We start from the raw sequence: 17,719 nt of genomic DNA on the forward strand, positions 1-17,719 counted from the left end.
GTCCGTCGTTGCGACGGCGCCTCGGCGCGGGTCAGTGCGCCGCGAGCAGCAGCGCGTTGGTGCGCTTGACGAATGCCGCCGGGTCTTCCAGGCTGCCGCCTTCGGCGAGCAACGCCTGATCGAACAGCAGTTGCGTCCAGTCGGCGATATCGGCGCTCTGCGCGCTCAGGCGCTTGACCAGTGCGTGCTCCGGATTGATTTCGAGAATGGGCCGGAACTCGGGCATCTTCTGACCAGCGGCCTTCATCAGGCGCTGCAGCGTACCGCTCATGTCATTCTCGTCGGAGACGAGGCACGACGGCGAATCCGTCAGACGGAACGTCACGCGCACGTCCTTGGCCTTGTCCGCGAGCACCGCCTTCATCTTCTCGATGAGCGGCTTGAGCGCTTCGCTGGTCTTCTCCTGTGCCGCCTTTTCCTCGGCGTCTTCGAGCGCGCCCAGATCGAGGTCGCCGCGCGCCACGCTCGCGAGCGGCTTGCCGTCGAAGTCGTGCAGATACGAGAGCATCCACTCGTCAACGCGATCGGTGAGCAGCAGCACTTCCACCCCCTTCTTGCGGAACACCTCGAGGTGCGGGCTGTGGCTCGCCGCCACCCAGCTCTCGGCGGTGACGTAGTAAATCTTGTCCTGGCCTTCCTTCATGCGGCCCACGTAGTCGGTGAGCGATACGCTCTGCTCGGCCGAATCCGTGTGCGTGCTCGCAAAGCGCAGCAGCCTGGCAATGCGCTCGCGGTTCGCGTAGTCCTCGCCGGTACCCTCCTTGAGCACCTGACCGAATGCCCCCCAGAACTGCGCGTACTTGTCTTTCTGGTTCTCCGCCAGATCCTCGAGCAGGCTCAGCACGCGCTTGGCGCAGCCCTCGCGAATGGCCTTCACGTCACGGCTTTCCTGCAGGATTTCGCGCGAGACGTTCAGCGGCAGATCGGCCGAATCCACGACCCCGCGCACGAAGCGCAGGTAGTTCGGCAGGAGCTGCTCGGCGTCGTCCATGATGAACACGCGCTTGACGTACAGCTTCAAGCCGCCACGCGAATTGCGGTCCCAAAGATCATAGGGCGCATGCGACGGCAGATACAGCAGTTGCGTATATTCGCTGCGGCCTTCGACCCGGTTGTGGGTCCACGCCAGCGGCGGCTGCGTGTCGTGCGCGATGTGCTGGTAGAACTGCGTGTATTGCTCGTCGGTGATGTCGCTCTTGCTGCGCGTCCACAGGGCGCTGGCCTGGTTGACCGTCTCGTCGGCGTCGGCCGGCACCATCGCTTTTTTCTCCTCGTCCCAGCGCTCGCCGCGCATGACGATCGGCAGCGAGATGTGATCCGAGTACTTGCGGATGATTGACTGGAGACGCCACGACGACAGCAACTCGTCTTCGCCTTCGCGCAGATGCAGCGTGATCGCGGTGCCGCGCGCGGCGCGCTCGATCGTCTCGACCGAGAAGTCGCCCTCGCCCGTCGACGACCAGCGCACGCCCTGGTCGGCCGGCAGACCGGCGCGGCGCGACTCGACTGTCATGCGATCGGCGACGATGAAACCGGAGTAGAAGCCCACGCCGAACTGGCCGATGAGCGCGGCGTCCTTCTGCTGGTCGCCCGACAGGCGCGAGAAGAACTCCTTGGTGCCGGACTTGGCGATTGTGCCCAGATGCGCAATGGCTTCCTCGCGGCTCATGCCGATGCCGTTGTCTTCGATGGTGATGGTGCGCGCGTCCTTGTCGAACGACACGCGAATCTTGAGGTCCGGATCCTGCTCGTACAGCGCGGCGTCGTTGATGGCTTCGAAGCGCAGCTTGTCGGCGGCGTCCGAGGCGTTGGAGATCAGCTCGCGCAGGAAGATTTCCTTGTTGCTGTACAGCGAATGAATCATCAGTTGCAGAAGCTGCTTGACTTCCGCCTGAAAGCTCATGGTTTCTTGCGCCATGGTCGGGAACCCTCGTGAAACGGTGAGATGAATGGAAATTCGGCTCGGACCGCCGCCCCGGGTGCGCTTGCGCGCGCGCCGCCGGGCCGGCGATACAGCCCCGAACATAGGGACGGCCCGCCGGCATTTCAAGGCCGCCGCAAGGGTTATTTGCAGGCTCGGGGCGCGACAGGCGCTCGAGAAGCGCCCGGGAAGCACCGGCGAGGCGCCCGAGACGCGCCGGGAAGCCCCGATTCACGCAATGTGCGGGGTCGCGCGGGCCGCTCGACGCCGGCCGGCGGGCGCGGCTCAGGCTGCCAATTCCAGTTGCCGCGCCAGGAATGACAACATGGCGGGGTCGCTGGAGCATGCGATGTTCATGCGCATCCAGGTGCTCGGCGCCTGACGCGGCGAGAACAGCGCCCCGGGCGCGAACAGAAAGCCGGCTTCGTGGCCTGCGGCCGCCACGGCGCTCGTGTCCACGCCCGCGTCCACCCACAGGAACATGCCCCCGGTCGGGTCTCCGAACATGCGCAGGCCGATGCGCTCGAGTTGCCGGCGCGTGCCGTCGCGCACCTCGTCCAGGCGGCTGCGCAGACGCTCGACGTGGCGACGGTAGTGCCCCTCGGTCAACGCCTTGTAGACGATGCGCTCGTTGATCTCCGGCGTGGTCGAGCCCGACAGCATCTTGTGATCGACGAACGTCTTGGCGAGCTGCGGCGAGCACGCGACGAAGGCCACGCGCAGATTGGCGGCCAGCGTCTTGGAAAAGCTGCCCATGTAGATCACGCGCTTGAGCTGATCGAGGCTTGCCAGACGCGCGACTTGCTGATGCGGCGGACACAGGTCGCAATAGATGTCGTCCTCGAGCACCATGAAGTCGTACTGCTCGGCCAGGCGCAGAATCTGGAACGCGCGGGCCGGCGTGAGCGAGGTGTTGGTCGGATTGTGAAGAATGGAATTGATGATGAGCAGCTTGGGCCGATGCTGCTGCACCAGCCGCTCGAGCGCCTGCATGTCCATTCCTTCGGGCGTGTAGGGTACGCCCACGGTGTGCGCGCCCTGCGACGCGATACGGCCGAACATCACAAACCAGGCGGGGTCGCCCACGAGCACCGTGTCGCCCGCCCGCACGTAGAGCCGCAGCAGGAAGTCCACCGCCTGCGTGATGCCCGACGTGAGCACGATCTGCTCGGGGCGCGCCCCGATCTCGAGTTCCGCCAGTTGGGTCTGGAGTTGCACACGCAGCGGCAGGAAGCCGTTCGGATGACCGCTTTGCAGCAAATGCGCGCTCGACTGGCGGCTCATCGAACGCATGGCCGAAGTCATCATGTCCGCGTCAAGCCAGCTCGGCGGCAAGTAGCCCATGCCGGGACCGCGCTCGGGCGCCACCGAGTGCAGCATGCTGCGCACGAGCCATGCCACGTCGATCGGGCCCTGCGCGACCATCGGTGCGGCGGCGTTCTGCGGCGGCACCGCCGGCCGCTCGCGCACGTAGAACCCGGAGCCGCGCCGCGCCTCGAGATACCCCTGCGCCACGAGCCGCTCATACGCCTCGACCACCGAGAAACGCGAGACACGCTTGTCTTCCGCCAGCGAACGGATCGACGGCATGCGCATGCCCGGCAGGAACACCCGTTCCTCGATACGCAACGTGGCCCAGTGCACGAGCTGATCGACGAGCGTCATGCGAGCGGTGTCCAGCGCCGCGTTGTCCGCCAGCACGAGCGGTGAGATGCGATTGGGGGTGCGATCGGGGGTGCGATCGGAAGCGCCGTTGGAAGCGCCGTTGGAAGCGCCGTTGGAGGCCCCGTTGGAAGCGCGATCGGAAGCGCGACCCGAAGCGCGGCTGGTTGTCGTCATCGTCTTTCCACCTTGTTTCGGCTCGCCGGAGCGCCGTTCCGTGCGCGCGGTCGTGCCGGCGCCGGCATGGTGCATCCGCGCATCTGACCGGCGGCAGATCGGACAAGTGTCCGTCCGTCTTCGCCCTTGGGTCGCCACTCTACGCCACCCAAAATCCCTGTCAATCCCGAACTGTACCGAAAATGATCTTCACATCTGTATCGGTACTGTACCGGAGTTAACCGATAAAGTGTTCTCTCAACTGGAGACCGCCATGCGTGAAATCCGACTCTTCGAACTGGACCAGAGGCAGACCGTCCTCTGGCACGGCCCGGCCGGCGAACTGCCGCAAACGCTGCAGGTGCTGCAAGGCCTGCTGTGGCTCACCGTGGAGGGCGAGCACACCGATCACTGGCTGCGCGCGGGTGAAAGCTTCGAGATGCGCGCCGGGCAACGCATCTGGCTGGGTACCTGGGACGACGGCGCGCGGCTGCGCGTGAGCCAGCCGGCGAAGACGGTAATGACGTCGGCTGGTACGCGCATCGTGCATACGGCGCGCGCCGGCTGGCGCCTCGTGTCGCGCGGCATGGCGGCGCGCGTGGCGAATCGGGCGGTGGCACGGCTCTCGCGCGGCTGATGGGGTGACGGGCGCTGGCAGCCCGACGCCGCGACGGCGATGTCCGCCGAAAGGCCGGTCCGCAAGGCGCGGCGAAGGGATGGCGGCAGACGCGGCGAGACGGGGTAAGCTATCGGTTTTTCCCGCGCGCAACGGCGCCGGCGGCCCGATCGCTCTGATCTCCCCGATCGCCCCGATCACCCCGACACTCCGGCGCCCCGGCAGCGCTCATCGTGCCCGTCAAGCCGGCGGCGCCGGCCGCTGCCCGTGCCGCAATACGCCCACGCCATACGCCTTGCCGCCTTGGCCTCGAACGCTTCGCCTGAATGCTGATATGACCACACCGCACGCCCTGAAACTGGACCATCTCGTCGTTGCCGCCCAAACGCTCGAAGCGGGCGAAGCGCACGTCATCGAGCAACTGGGCTTGACCGACGTCGTTCCGCAGCGCGGGGGCAAGCACGCCCGCATGGGCACGCACAACAGTCTGCTGGGGCTTTGGGGCGGGACGTACCTCGAGATCATCGCGATCGACCCGGACGCCCCGCCGCCCGAGCGCGCGCGCTGGTTCGGACTCGACGACCCAACCGTCAGAACGCGCCTCGAACGCGGCCCCTATCTCGCGCACTGGGTGGCGCGCGTGGAGCGTCCGCGCTCGCTGCCGCGCTGGCAGGCGCAATACCCGCAGCGGCTCGCGCCGGTGATCGCCATGCAGCGCGGCGCGCTGACGTGGCAGATCGGGGTGCCCGACGACGGCAGCCTGCCCTCGTGGCAAGGCGCCGGCCAGGGGCTGCTGCCGACATTGATCCAGTGGGATACGCCGCGGCATCCGAGCGATACGCTGCCCGACGCCGACTGCGCCATTACCGCCTTGCGGGGCTTCCATCCGCAGGCGGCAATCATCAACGAACAATTGCGCTGGCTCGGCGCGGATGCACTCGTGAGCGTCGAAGCGACGCTGGTCGAGCCTTCGCTCGTTGCCGAGATCGCAACCCCCGGTGGCCCGCGCACGTTGCGATAGCACCGCGGAGCCCGCAGCACCGAACGCCCGGCACAACGCATGGCGGGCGGCAAAACCACGACAAACACGAGGCGACACCATGAATTCGCGCGAATCCCGGGGCATGCTGATCGGATTGATCGGCGTGCTCATCTTCAGTCTGACGCTGCCGATGACGCGCATCGTCGTGGCGGAGGTCAACCCGCTGCTCAACGGACTGGGGCGCGCACTCGTGGCCGCCGCGTTCGCCGGCGCGCTGCTGTGGTGGCGGCGCGAACCGTGGCCCACGCTGCCTCAGCTCAAGAGCCTGGCGATCACCTCGCTCGGCGTCATCGTGGCCTTCCCTGTCTTTTCGGCCTGGGCCATGAAGACGATTCCCGCCTCGCACGGCGCGCTGGTCAACGGCCTGCAACCGTTCTTCGTCGCCATCTATGCCTATTGGCTCGGCGGCGAGCGTCCGTCGCGCGGCTTCTGGGTGTGCGCGCTCGCGGGCAGTGCGCTGGTGATCGCCTTCGCGCTGCGCGCCGGCGGCGGCAGCCTGCACGCGGCCGACGGCCTGATGCTGCTCGCCGTGGTGGTGGGCGCGCTGGGCTACGCCGAAGGCGGCAAACTCGCCCGCGAGATGGGCGGCTGGCAAGTGATCTGCTGGGCGCTCGTCGTGTGCGCGCCGGTGCTGGCCCTTCCGGTGGGCTGGCTCGCGTGGCAGCAGCCGTGGCCGGTGAGCCCGCGGGCGTGGGGCGCGTTTGCCTACGTCACGCTGTTCTCGCAATTCATCGGCTTCTTCGCCTGGTACGCCGGACTGGCCATGGGCGGGATCGCGCGGGTCGGGCAGGTACAATTGCTGCAGATTTTCTTCACGATTGCGCTGTCCGCCCTCTTCTTCGGCGAGCAGGTCGATGCGGTGACGTGGCTGTTTGCCGCCGGCGTCGTCCTCACCATCGCACTCGGCAAGAACATGAAGATCGGCGCCTCGCGACTCACGGGCAAACCGGTCTGAAGTCGGCTCGCGGCGCATGCGATCCCTGCGCCGCGGCACGACTGCCCCCGGCGTTGCGCCTGCCCCCACGCGCCCGGCAACGGCAACGTCAAACACTCGCGGCCCCCAGAAAGGCCGCTTTCTCGAAGCGAGACCATCATGCATGAATGGCAATATTCCGAACGTGCCCGCAAGCTGACCAGCTCGGCGATTCGCGAAATTCTCAAGGTCACCGAGCGTCCCGAGGTCATCTCGTTCGCCGGCGGCCTGCCCTCTCCCGCGACCTTCCCCGTTGAGCAGATGCGCGCGGCCGCCGAGCGCGTGCTGACCGACACGCCGCAGGCAGCCTTGCAGTACAGCGCAACCGAAGGCTTCGCGCCGCTGCGCGAATGGGTCGCCAGGCGCTACTCGCGCGACGGCCTCGCGCTCTCGCCCGATAACGTGCTGATCACCACCGGCTCGCAGCAGGGCCTCGATCTCATCGGCAAGATCTTCATCGACGAGGGCAGCCGCGTGCTCGTGGAAGCGCCGAGCTATCTCGGCGCGCTGCAATCGTTCTCGCTGTTCTCGCCGGTGTATGTGCCCGTGCCGACCGACGATCACGGTCTGCTGCCCGACGCGCTCACGCCCGAACTGGTGAGCGGCGCGCGTTTCCTGTACGCCATGCCAAACTTCCAGAACCCGACCGGACGCCGTCTGCCGATGGCGCGCCGCGAGGCGCTCGCCGCGCTCGCCAGGCGCGACGGGCTCGTGATCATCGAGGACGATCCGTATGGCGAGCTCGACTACGAGGGGCAGCGCCTGCCGAGCATCATGTCGCTCGCGCCCGAGCGCGTGCTGTACATGGGATCGTTCTCCAAGGTGCTCGCGCCTGGCCTGCGGCTCGGGTTCATCATCGCGCCGCTGGCGGTCATCGCAAAGCTCGTGCAGGCCAAACAGGCCGCCGATCTGCATACGCCGAGCCTCACGCAGCGCATCGCCTACGAAGTGGTCAGGGACGGCTTCCTCGACACGCACATCCCGTCGATCCGCACGCTCTACGCCGCGCAGGCGCAGGCGATGCTCGCCGCGCTCGAGAAGCACATGCCGGCGGGCACCACGTGGACCACGCCGGCCGGCGGCATGTTCATCTGGTTGACATTGCCCGCGGGCATCGACACCATGCAGTTGCTGGAAAAAGCGATCGAGCAGAATGTGGCGTTCGTGCCCGGCGCGCCGTTCTACGTTGGCACGCCGCAAGCGAACACGTTGCGACTGTCCTTCGTCACGGTGCCGCCCGAGAAGATCGAGGCGGGCGTGGGCCGCCTCGGGGCCCTCGTCGCGCAGACGCTGGAGCGCCGCGCCGCGTGACGTGCGCACTCGCGCGAACCGTCAGCCCCTAAAACGCCGGGCCGTTACGGCCCGGCGCCAATCCGGTGCCGGTCCGGCGCGATCCAGCGCGATCCGGCGCGATCCGGCGCTGATCCGGCGCTAATGGGGTGCCAACCCGGCGCCAATCCGTTGCCAGTTGCGCTCACGCGCGATCGCCCAGCCCTCTTCCGATACACTGATCGGTCCGATTCAACGCATCTGCAAGGAAGCCGTACATGTCCGTCTACGACAAACTGAAGCAACTGGGTATCGAACTGCCGAACGCCGGCGCCCCCGCCGCCGCATACGTGATGAGCGCGCAAACCGGCAATACCGTGTTCCTCTCGGGCCATTTGCCGAAGAAGGACGGCAAGGTCTGGACCGGCAAACTCGGCAAGGACGTGAGCGTGGAAGAAGGCAAGGCCGCCGCGCGCGCCGTCGCCATCGAGCTGATCGCCACCCTGCACGCGCACACGGGCGATCTGAACAGGATCAAGCGCATCGTGAAGCTGATGAGCCTGGTCAACTCGACGCAGGATTTCACTGACCAGCATCTGGTCACCAACGGCGCCTCGGAGCTGTTCGCCGAAGTGTTCGGCGAGGCCGGCAAGCACGCGCGCTCCGCCTTCGGTGTGGCGCAGATTCCGCTGGGCGCATGCGTGGAAATCGAGCTGATCGCCGAGCTTGCCTGAGGCCGGCGCCACGACAGGCGTTCCACGATCGTCGGCGCGGCACGAATATGCGCGGCGCCCCCACAGCACCCCATGGTGCCCGATGGTGCCAGATGGCGCCCGATGGCACGCGCAGCCGGCGACGGTGAAGACCTCGTCGAGCAGGTGCGGCGGTTCGTCGCCGGCAGGACTTCCGCAACTGTCGCGGCAAAGCCAGCAGCCTCCCCTGAACCGGGGAGGCTGTTTTTTTTGCGCTGACGTCGACCGTAGCCCGCGCGAGGCGCATGGCGGCGGCATCGGATGATGTATTAGGGTGCCTGCGTGCCCGGGCAGGCCCCGCTGCCCGTGCGGCCTGCCGGGCGTTGATATCAGACGGGCTTGCCGGTCCCGTAGGCACGCCGCATGGCCACGGCCACCGAGAGCGACAGCACGACGGCAACGCCCAGCAGCGCCACCACACCGTGCCAGCCGTGCGCCTTGAGCATCACGCCGGAATAGCTGCCGAGCAGGCTCGAGCCGAGATAGTAGAAGAAGAGATACAGGGCCGAGGCGATCGCCCGCCCTTGCGTGGCGCGGCGGCCGACCCAGCTGCTGGCCACCGTGTGCGCACCGAAGAAGCCGAAGGTGAAGATCGCCAGACCGGTCACCACCCCGAGCACCTGCGAGGCGAGCATCGTGACGAGTCCCACGAGCGCCAGCGCCACCAGCACCCACAGCAGACGCGCGCGTCCGACGCGATCCGACAGCGGCCCCGCAATGAACGAGCCGATCACGCCAATGAGATACATCGTGAAGATCGCCCCGATGGCCGCGTGAGGCAGATGAAACGGCGGCGCAGACAGATGGAAGCCCAGGTAGTTGTAGACGCTCACGAAGCTGCCCATCATCAACCCGGCGAAAAGATACAGCCCGAGCAGCGCGGGATCCGCGAGGTGGCGACGCGCGTGCCCCACCGCTTCGCGCACGGACATGTGGCGCGGCGTGAAGCGGCGCGAATGCGGCAGACTGCGAGCAAACTCCAGCCCCATCGCCAGACATACCAATCCGATCACGGCCACCGAGACGCGCCACGAGAACATGTCGGCGACGAACGCCGCGAGCACGCGTCCGGCCATCCCGCCGAGAATGTTGCCGCCAATGTAGAGGCCCATCGACATGCCGAGCGAGCCCTGGTCGATTTCCTCGCTGAGATACGCCATCGCAATGGCCGGCAGCCCGGACAGCGCAAGCCCTTTGAGCGCGCCGAGGACCACGAGCGTCTCGAAGTTCGTCGAGAACGCGCTCGCGAGCGTGAGCACCGACGAGCTGAGCAACGCAATGGTCATCATCCGCTTGCGGCTCACGCGGTCCGCGGCCACGCATGTCACGAGCAGGCCCAGCGCCATCATCATCGTGGCCGCCGACACCGACCAACTCGCCCGGGCGGGCGTAATGCCGAACGTCACCGTCAGCAGCGGCAGCAAAGACTGCATGCAGTACAACTGCGCGAACGTGGAGAAACCACCGAAGAAGAGCGCGCGGCTGATCACCACGTACTCGCGTGTGCCGCGCGCGACGCCGGCCGGTAGCCCGGGCGCGGAATGACTGCCGGCGGCGGAATTGCCGGCGCTAAGCGAAAGAGAATTCGTTGACGCCATGTTGCTGGCCCGCCTGACGGGCCGTAGGAAGGGATACCACGGATGATAGGTTTGCCGTTACCTCGCGTCCAATATATATTTAAGCGATCTTTTCATATAAAAAACAGATCAATTGAATCTCGAACCATGGAACTGCGCCATCTCCGTTACTTCGTCACGGTGGCCGAAGAGCTTCACTTCAGCCGCGCGGCGCAAAAGCTCAATATCGGGCAACCGCCGTTGTCGATGCAGATCCGCGCGCTCGAGGAGGAACTCGGCGTAGCGCTGTTCGAGCGCTCGCAGCGGCGGGTCTTCCTGACGACGGCGGGACGCGCGTTTCTCGCCCGGGCGCGCCAGATCCTGGCCGACGCCGAGGCCGCGCGTCAGGAGGTGCAGCAGATCGCCGGGGTCAACGCCGGCGAATTGCGCATCGCATTCACGACGTCAGCGCCCATGACCAATCTCATGAAACGCGTGCTCACGAGCTATCGTCAACGCTATCCGCGCGTCACGCTCATGCTCAGCGAATCGCCGTCGGAGCGCCAGCGCGAGGCGCTGATCGCACGCACGCTCGACATCGGCCTGTTGCGCCAGGCCGACGACGCCGCCCCTGTACCGGGACTGACGTTCGAGACGTTGATGGACGAGGCGCTCGTCGTGGTACTGCATCAGGGCCATGGGCTGGCGCGGCGCGCGAGCGTGTCGATTGCCGATCTTGCCGGCGAGGCGTTCATCATGCATCCGCCCGACGTCGGTACGGCCGTGGACGGGAAGATTCGGAAGATGTGCGCACGCGCGGGTTTCACGCCGCGTGTGGTGCAGGAGGCGCGCGAATCGACGACGATCGTCGCGCTCGCGGCAAGTGGTCTCGGCGTGGCGATCCTGCCAGCGGCGGTGCGCTGCATCCAGATCGAGGGCGCCCGCTTCATGGACATCGTCGAGCGCGACGCCCACACCCCGCTGCTGCTGGCCAAGCGTCGCGACGACAATGGCCCGCTCGTGCAGGCGTTCGTCGCGATGTGTCACGAAGTCGCGGGCCAGCGTCAGGAAACGCCCTCGCCCGAAGGCTGACGTCGCCGCGTGCCGGCCCGGGCCCGGCCCTCCCTCGCGCCCCCTCGCCTTCCTCGCGCCCCCTCGCCCCTCGTCAACTGCGCAGCGAAGCCGCCAGGCCGATGACGACCACGCCAAGCACGAGATTGAGAATCACGAGCCGGCGAATGCCGTTGACGGCTGCCGCGCCGTCCGGCCACGATTGCGCTTGCACCGCGCGTTGCAGGCGGGGGAACAGCGCAAAGCGGATGTGACCGAAAACCAGCATCATCACCACCCCGACGCCGGCCATGGCGTGCACGGGCCAGCGCGCGTGCGCGCCGCCCATCGCCATCATCATGTGGCCGCCCGAGAGCAGAATGACCACGATGGCGACACCGACCCACGTAAAAAAGCGTGTGAAAGCGGCCTCCCACAGCGGCAAACGCTGCTGCGGCGAGAGCTCGGAGGAGGCGGGCCGCAGGCACGCCAGCGCGAAGAACATCCCGCCGATCCAGACGGCCACGCTCACCAGATGCAGGAACAGGCTCAGGGCATAAACGCTCATGCGTGACTCCCGTCAGGATGCCGACGGCGCGGCCGGCAGCACCGGCTCGAGCGAGCGCGGCTTGAAGGTCGTGAACTTGACGGCAGGCCCACGGCCCTTGCGGGCGCGCTTGCCGATGTTCGGCGCGAGCGCATCGCCCGAGAGCGTCTCCGACTGAATCTTGCCGCCGCGCACCTCGCCGTACACCGTCACCCCGGCTTCGCTGATCGGCACCGCCGACACGAGCGTCTGCTTGCCCTCGAGCCCGATCAGCGTCACACCACGGCCGCCGCCGGTAAGCGACTTCATTTCGTCCATGCCGAAAACGAGCAGCCGGCCGTCGCTCGACAGACACGCCACCGCGCTCGCCCCCGGCCAGATCGGCGTCGGCGTGAGCGGCTCGGCGCCCTCGTCGATGGTCATGAACGACTTGCCGGCCTTCACGCGACTCACCATGTCGCCAAGCTTCGTGGTGAAGCCAAAGCCGTTCGACGTGGCGAGCAACAGTCCCTGCTCGCTCGACGCCGCGTAGTAATGCAGCAGACGCGAGCCCGACTCCAGTTCGATGAGCGACGTGAGCGGCACGCCGTCGCCGCGCCCGCCGGGCAACAGCGCCACGGCCACCGAATACACGCGGCCGTTGCTGCCCCAGGCAATGAGCGGATCGACGGTGCGGCACTCGAACGCGCCGTACAGCGAGTCGCCCTGCTTGAACGAGAAACCCTGCGCGTCGAGACCATGGCCCTTGAGCGCCCGCACCCAGCCTTTCGCGGATACGACCACCGTCACCGGCTCGTCGAGGACCTTCGCCTCGGCCACGGCGCGCTTCTCTTCCTGGATCAGCGTGCGGCGCTCGTCGCCAAATTGCTTCGCGTCGGCTTCGATTTCCTTGATGATCAGGCGCTTCATCGCGCTGTCGTTGGCGAGCAGGTCTTCGAGCTTCGCCTTCTCGTCGCGCAACGCGGCGAGTTCCTGCTCGATCTTGATGGCTTCCAGACGCGCGAGCTGGCGCAGCCGGATTTCGAGAATATCATCCGCCTGACGCTCGCTCAGGTTGAACGAGCTCATCAATGCGGCCTTCGGCTCGTCGGATTCGCGGATGATGCGAATCACTTCGTCGATATTCAGGAAGACGATCATCCGACCTTCGAGAATATGGATGCGATCGTCGACCTTGCCCAGACGATGCCGGGAGCGGCGCGTGACTGTCTCGAAGCGGAACCCGATCCACTCGGTGATGATCTCGCGCAACGACTTCTGGCCGGGACGGCCGTCTGCGCCGACCATCACCAGGTTCACCGACGTGCTCGACTCCAGGCTCGTGTGCGCGAGCAGCATGGTGATGAATTCCTGCTGGTCGATGCGGCTCGACTTGGGCTCGAACACCAGACGCACCGGCGCGTCCTTGCCCGATTCGTCGCGCACCGCGTCGAGCATGGCCAGCACCGACTGCTTGAGGTTCTGCTGCTCGGGCGTCAGCGACTTCTTGCCCAGCTTGACCTTCGGGTTGGTGATTTCCTCGATCTCCTCGAGCACCTTCTGGCCCGAGGTGTTCGGCGGCAACTCGTACACCACGGCCTGCCACTGGCCGCGGGCCATCTCCTCGATCTTCCAGCGCGCGCGCACCTTCAGGCTGCCGCGACCGGACTCATATGCGGCGCGAATCTCCGCAGCGCTCGAGATCAGTTGGCCACCGCCCGGGAAATCGGGCCCGTGCACATGCGTCATCAGCTCGGCGTCGTCGAGCTTCGGATTGCGAATCAGGGCCACGGCCGCCGAAGCGACCTCGCGCAGATTGTGCGACGGGATTTCCGTCGCCAGCCCCACGGCAATGCCCGACGCACCGTTGAGCAGCACGAACGGCAGCCGGGCCGGCAGCAGGCGCGGCTCTTCGGTCGAGCCGTCGTAGTTCGGCACGAAGTCCACCGTACCGGCATCGATTTCATCGAGCAGCAGCCTCGCGATAGGCGTGAGGCGCGCTTCCGTGTAACGCATGGCCGCCGCGCCGTCGCCATCGCGCGAGCCGAAGTTGCCCTGGCCGTCGATGAGCGGATAGCGCATGGAGAAGTCCTGCGCGAGGCGCACCAGCGCGTCATACGCGGACTGGTCGCCGTGCGGGTGGAACTTGCCGAGCACGTCGCCGACCACGCGCGCCGACTTCACCGGCTTGGCGTCGGCTCCAAGGCCCATTTCGTTCATCGCGAACAGAATGCGGCGCTGCACCGGTTTCTGGCCGTCGCAGACGTCCGGCAAGGCGCGGCCCTTGACTACGCTGATGGCATAGTCCAAATAAGCACGCTCGGCATACGCGCCGAGCGTCAGCGTGTCGTCATCCGACGGTTGTGTAAAGAGATCTTCTACTTGTTCCATAAAACCTGTGGGTCTGCTGCGAACGTTTGACGAATGTTCGGTGGGACGTCGACCGCGAGATCATACCAAGCCCGCTGGTGCAAAACGGCAAAAACGCGTCCAGGCGGCGAAGCGGGAGGCTGATTTCGGAGTCACGGAAGCGGAAATTGCCGGGATTCCGCCGGGCGTCACGGAAAAATCCCCGAATCCGGGCCGCATCCGGGCCCCGGCAGCCGCCGTTGCCGGCCTCAGTCGGCTGGCGGGGCGGAGGACAGCCCTTGCGCGGGGGCCAGGTCGCGAGCCGACGCGTTCGGCATGGTAGCAGGCACGACCGGCAGGCCGGACGGCGCTCCCAGGATGACGTGCACGCGACCGTGCGAGCCGCTCACGCGCGCATTGCCGATCTGCCCGGCGCCGCCCGTGGCGCGCAGCGTCCTGCCGCCGGCCACGGCGTCGGGCGCATCGGGATTGAAGCGCCGATAGAGTTCGAGCACGGCGGCCACGTAGTCGCGCGTTTCCGCATAGGGTGGGATCTGATCGGCGTGGCGCGCCACCGCGCCCTCCCCCGCGTTGTACGACGCGAGCACGAGTTCGAGCCGGTCGGGATAACGGGCCTGGAGGTCCCTCAGGTAACGGGCGCCGGTCAGCACGTTGGTGCGTGGGTCGGTGAGCTTGTCGGCGACCGAGCGTTTCGCGTCGGCGCGCAGACCGTAGCGCTCGCCCGTGGCCGGCAGCACCTGCATCAGCCCGACGGCCCCCTTGGGCGAGACCGCGTCGCTGTCGAACCCCGATTCCGCGGCAATCACCGCCTTGAGCAGCGCGGCGTCGACGTGAAAGCGCTGCGCGGCCTGCGCGATGACGGGCGCGAGCTTGCGCAGATTCGGATGACGTGCGAGAGCGTCATAGAGGCGCGAGCGGTCGGCACCGCTCACCACGCCGCCTTGCGCGGCGCGCGGATCGACGCTGCTGCCGCTCACCACGAGCCGATAGCGCGCGTCGAGCCGGCGCGCGGCGAGATGAGCGACGCCGTTCTCGTCGACGTAGCCGTAGAGTTCCGCAAGCGCGGGCGGCGGCGCGACAAGCAGTGCGGCTGCCAGCGCGGCCCCTGCGAATCGCGCTACGAGCGGCAGGGAAAACGTTCGGTGGAAGGCCCTCTCGCCATCCGCCGTCGAGTCGTCGTTACTGTTGGCCTTTGACATGCACCTTGATCGTCTGGCTCATGGCCGGACCGTAGGACTGGTGCGCACCGTTGGCGAACTGCATCGTCAACGTGTGATCGCCCGGCGTCAGGTTGACGCTCGTCTCGGTCTGGCCTTTGCCGAAGTGCAGGTGGGTGTCGTCGGTCGGCACCACCTGACCCGCGGGAATCGGATCGCCGTCGATGATCAGATGGTGATGACCGGTATTGGACGCCATGTCGCCCGCCGGCTTGATCGCCATGCCCTCGACGCCGAACTTGACCACTACCGGGTTCGTCACCGTCGCGCCATCGGTCGGCGAGACGAAGAAGACGCGCGGCTGGGCCGACTGCGCCAGGGCGCAAGCGCTGGCGCCCGCCAGCAGCAACGGCACGAAAATGCAACGCATAGAACGCAACATAACGCGACTCCCGGTAGGGTGAAGGTTGGATTATCCCACTATGTGGGCGCTCACGCTGATCTGGCGCAGTGTGAGGCGCCCGCCGTTACCACCATGTCAGGCTAGCGCCCGGACATCGGTTCGAACCTCCGCACGAGAACGTCGTGCGAGAACGTCGTGCGAGAACGTCTTGCAAATGGCGAGGCCAATGCCGAGGCGAATGTCGCCATCGACGTCGACACGCGGACATCGACTCAGATGTCGGCTTCGACCTCATTGCCCTTGGCCTCGAGCCAACTGCGCCGCTGCGCCGCCTCGCCCTTGCCCATGAGCATGTTCATGCGCGCCACCGTGGCGTCGAAATCGAGGCCGCCCAGCGCCACCGGGCTCAGGCGACGCGTATCCGGGTTCATCGTGGTTTCCCACAACTGCTCGGCGCTCATTTCGCCCAACCCCTTGAAGCGGCTGATCGACCATGCCGTCTCGCGCACGCCGTCCTTTCGCAGCTTGTCGAGAATGGCCTCGAGTTCGCCTTCGTCGAGCGCGTAGAGCTTTTGCGCCGGCTTCTTGCCGCGTGCCGGGGCGTCCACGCGAAACAGCGGCGGACGCGCGACGAACACGTGGCCTTTCGCAATCAGCTGCGGGAAGTGCCGGAAGAAGAGCGTGAGCAGCAATACCTGGATATGCGAACCGTCGACGTCGGCATCCGAGAGGATGCAGATCTTGCCGTAGCGCAGATTCGACAGGTCCGGCGTGTCGTTCGGGCCGTGCGGATCGACGCCGATCGCCACCGCGATGTCATGCACTTCGTTGTTGGCGAAGAGGCGATCACGCTCGGTCTCCCATGTGTTGAGCACCTTGCCGCGCAACGGCAGGATCGCCTGGAACTCCTTGTCGCGCCCCATCTTCGCCGAGCCGCCGGCCGAGTCGCCCTCGACCAGGAACAGTTCGTTGCGCGCGATGTCCTCGGTCTCGCAATCGGTCAGTTTGCCGGGCAGCACGGCCACGCCCGAGCTCTTCTTCTTCTCGATCTTCTGGCCGGCACGCGTGCGCGCCTGCGCCTGACGAATCACGAGCTCGGCGAGCTTCTTGCCGTGTTCGACGTGATGGTTGAGCCACAATTCGAGCGCCGGACGCGTGAAAGACGACACGAGGCGCACCGCGTCGCGGCTGTTCAGCCGCTCCTTGATCTGGCCCTGGAACTGCGGATCGAGCACCTTCGCGGAGAGCACGAAAGACACGCGCGAGAAGACGTCTTCCGGCAGCAGTTTCACGCCCTTGGGCTGCAGGTTGTGCAACTCGATGAAGCCGCGCACCGCCTGGAACAGGCCTTCGCGCAGGCCCGATTCGTGCGTGCCGCCGGCCGGCGTCGGGATCAGGTTGACGTAGGACTCGCGCACCTGCGCGCCATCTTCCGTCCAGGCGACGACCCAGGCCGCGCCCTCGCCCTCGGCGAAGCTGTCTTCGTTGCCGTCGGCGAAGCGCTCGCCCTCGAACAGCGGAATGAGCGGCTCGGCGCCCCCCAGCGCTTCCACGAGATAGCCGCGCAGGCCCTGCTCGTAGAACCACGATTGCTCTTCGCCGTTCTTCTCCTGACGCAGCGTGACGCGCACGCCCGGCAACAGCACGGCCTTCGAGCGCAGCAGTCGCTGGAGCTCACCGAGCGGCAGCGTGGGGCTGTCGAAGTACTTTGCGTCGGGCCAGACGGTCACACGCGTGCCGCTCTTCTTCTCGCCGCGTTGCGCGGGGCGCGAATGCAGCGCCACGCTGACGTTGCCGCCGTCGGCGAATTCGAGTTCGGAGACCTGAGCGTCGCGCCAGACGGTCACGGCAAGGCGCGTGGCCAGCGCGTTGGTGACCGACACGCCCACGCCGTGCAAGCCGCCGGAGAAGGTGTAGGCGCCGCCGGCGGCCTTGTCGAACTTGCCGCCCGCATGCAGCCGCGTGAACACGATCTCCACGACCGGCACGCCTTCCTCGGGATGGATGCCGACGGGAATGCCGCGACCGTCATCCTCGACACTGACCGAGCCGTCCTTGTTGAGGGTGACGAGAATCTGCTTGCCGTAACCGCCCAGCGCTTCGTCCGAAGCGTTGTCGATGACTTCCTGAATGATATGCAGCGGATTTTCCGTGCGGGTGTACATGCCCGGGCGCTGCTTGACCGGCTCGAGGCCCTTCAGGACCTTGATGGAAGCTTCACTGTATTGGGCGGGCGTGTTTTTTTTCGACATAGCGTGACTGAATT

The 17,719-nt window shown here is 66.7% G+C and carries 14 protein-coding genes; 6 read left to right on the forward strand and 8 right to left on the reverse strand.

What is annotated here, in order from left to right; translation table 11 throughout:
* Positions 1 to 31 precede the first annotated feature (31 nt).
* Together htpG and CDN36_RS03310 are read right to left on the reverse strand one after the other, a co-directional pair.
* Positions 32 to 1,918, reverse strand: coding sequence for a molecular chaperone HtpG (gene htpG / locus CDN36_RS03305; protein ID WP_287495979.1), 1,887 nt, complete (start codon positions 1,916 to 1,918; stop codon positions 32 to 34).
* 288 nt (positions 1,919 to 2,206) lie between these two features.
* On the reverse strand, positions 2,207 to 3,586 hold the full coding sequence (locus CDN36_RS03310) for an aminotransferase-like domain-containing protein (RefSeq protein WP_150554978.1): 1,380 nt from the start codon (positions 3,584 to 3,586) through the stop codon (positions 2,207 to 2,209).
* Positions 3,587 to 4,013: 427 nt separating this feature from the next.
* Here CDN36_RS03310 and CDN36_RS03315 point away from each other — a divergent pair, with 427 nt between their 5' ends.
* The 5 genes from CDN36_RS03315 (at position 4,014) to CDN36_RS03335 (ending at position 8,373) form a co-directional block, all read left to right on the forward strand.
* Complete coding sequence (locus CDN36_RS03315; protein WP_287495980.1) at positions 4,014 to 4,376, forward strand: DUF2917 domain-containing protein; 363 nt, start codon at positions 4,014 to 4,016, stop codon at positions 4,374 to 4,376.
* Positions 4,377 to 4,689: 313 nt separating this feature from the next.
* The gene (locus CDN36_RS03320; RefSeq protein WP_287495981.1) at positions 4,690 to 5,376 is read left to right on the forward strand and encodes a VOC family protein; all 687 of its coding nucleotides are present in this window, start codon (positions 4,690 to 4,692) and stop codon (positions 5,374 to 5,376) included.
* Positions 5,377 to 5,455: 79 nt separating this feature from the next.
* The gene (locus tag CDN36_RS03325; RefSeq protein ID WP_287495982.1) at positions 5,456 to 6,352 is read left to right on the forward strand and encodes a DMT family transporter; all 897 of its coding nucleotides are present in this window, start codon (positions 5,456 to 5,458) and stop codon (positions 6,350 to 6,352) included.
* A 138-nt stretch (positions 6,353 to 6,490) separates the two neighbouring features.
* Positions 6,491 to 7,681: an aminotransferase-like domain-containing protein gene (locus CDN36_RS03330; protein ID WP_287495983.1), complete on the forward strand. Its 1,191-nt coding sequence runs from the start codon at positions 6,491 to 6,493 to the stop codon at positions 7,679 to 7,681.
* 236 nt (positions 7,682 to 7,917) lie between these two features.
* On the forward strand, positions 7,918 to 8,373 hold the full coding sequence (locus CDN36_RS03335; protein ID WP_287495984.1) for a RidA family protein: 456 nt from the start codon (positions 7,918 to 7,920) through the stop codon (positions 8,371 to 8,373).
* 347 nt (positions 8,374 to 8,720) lie between these two features.
* Here CDN36_RS03335 and CDN36_RS03340 read toward each other — a convergent pair whose 3' ends face one another.
* Positions 8,721 to 9,989, reverse strand: coding sequence for an MFS transporter (locus CDN36_RS03340; protein WP_150554972.1), 1,269 nt, complete (start codon positions 9,987 to 9,989; stop codon positions 8,721 to 8,723).
* 126 nt (positions 9,990 to 10,115) lie between these two features.
* Here CDN36_RS03340 and CDN36_RS03345 point away from each other — a divergent pair, with 126 nt between their 5' ends.
* Positions 10,116 to 11,039, forward strand: a complete 924-nt coding sequence (locus tag CDN36_RS03345; protein ID WP_150554971.1) for a LysR substrate-binding domain-containing protein — start codon at positions 10,116 to 10,118, stop codon at positions 11,037 to 11,039.
* Positions 11,040 to 11,112: 73 nt separating this feature from the next.
* On the opposite strand, the gene CDN36_RS03350 is transcribed toward CDN36_RS03345, so the two are convergent.
* The 5 genes from CDN36_RS03350 to CDN36_RS03370 form a co-directional block, all read right to left on the reverse strand.
* Positions 11,113 to 11,565 carry a CopD family protein gene (locus tag CDN36_RS03350; protein ID WP_287495985.1) on the reverse strand — a complete coding sequence of 151 codons (453 nt, stop codon included), beginning with the start codon at positions 11,563 to 11,565 and terminating at the stop codon, positions 11,113 to 11,115.
* Between the two features lie 12 nt (positions 11,566 to 11,577).
* Positions 11,578 to 13,914: a DNA topoisomerase IV subunit A gene (parC, locus tag CDN36_RS03355; protein ID WP_287495986.1), complete on the reverse strand. Its 2,337-nt coding sequence runs from the start codon at positions 13,912 to 13,914 to the stop codon at positions 11,578 to 11,580.
* Between the two features lie 227 nt (positions 13,915 to 14,141).
* A complete protein-coding gene (locus CDN36_RS03360; protein WP_502920331.1) occupies positions 14,142 to 15,023 on the reverse strand; it encodes a lytic transglycosylase domain-containing protein in 882 nt (293 codons plus the stop codon).
* 49 nt (positions 15,024 to 15,072) lie between these two features.
* Entirely contained in the window at positions 15,073 to 15,492 is a 420-nt protein-coding gene (locus tag CDN36_RS03365; RefSeq protein ID WP_287495988.1) for a DUF4399 domain-containing protein, read from the reverse strand.
* A 233-nt stretch (positions 15,493 to 15,725) separates the two neighbouring features.
* Positions 15,726 to 17,705 carry a DNA topoisomerase IV subunit B gene (locus tag CDN36_RS03370; protein ID WP_150554967.1) on the reverse strand — a complete coding sequence of 660 codons (1,980 nt, stop codon included), beginning with the start codon at positions 17,703 to 17,705 and terminating at the stop codon, positions 15,726 to 15,728.
* Positions 17,706 to 17,719 lie beyond the last annotated feature (14 nt).

This window comes from Pandoraea sp. CB10b_02 (assembly GCF_002216225.1).
GTDB classification, from domain to species: Bacteria; Pseudomonadota; Gammaproteobacteria; order Burkholderiales; family Burkholderiaceae; genus Pandoraea; species Pandoraea nosoerga.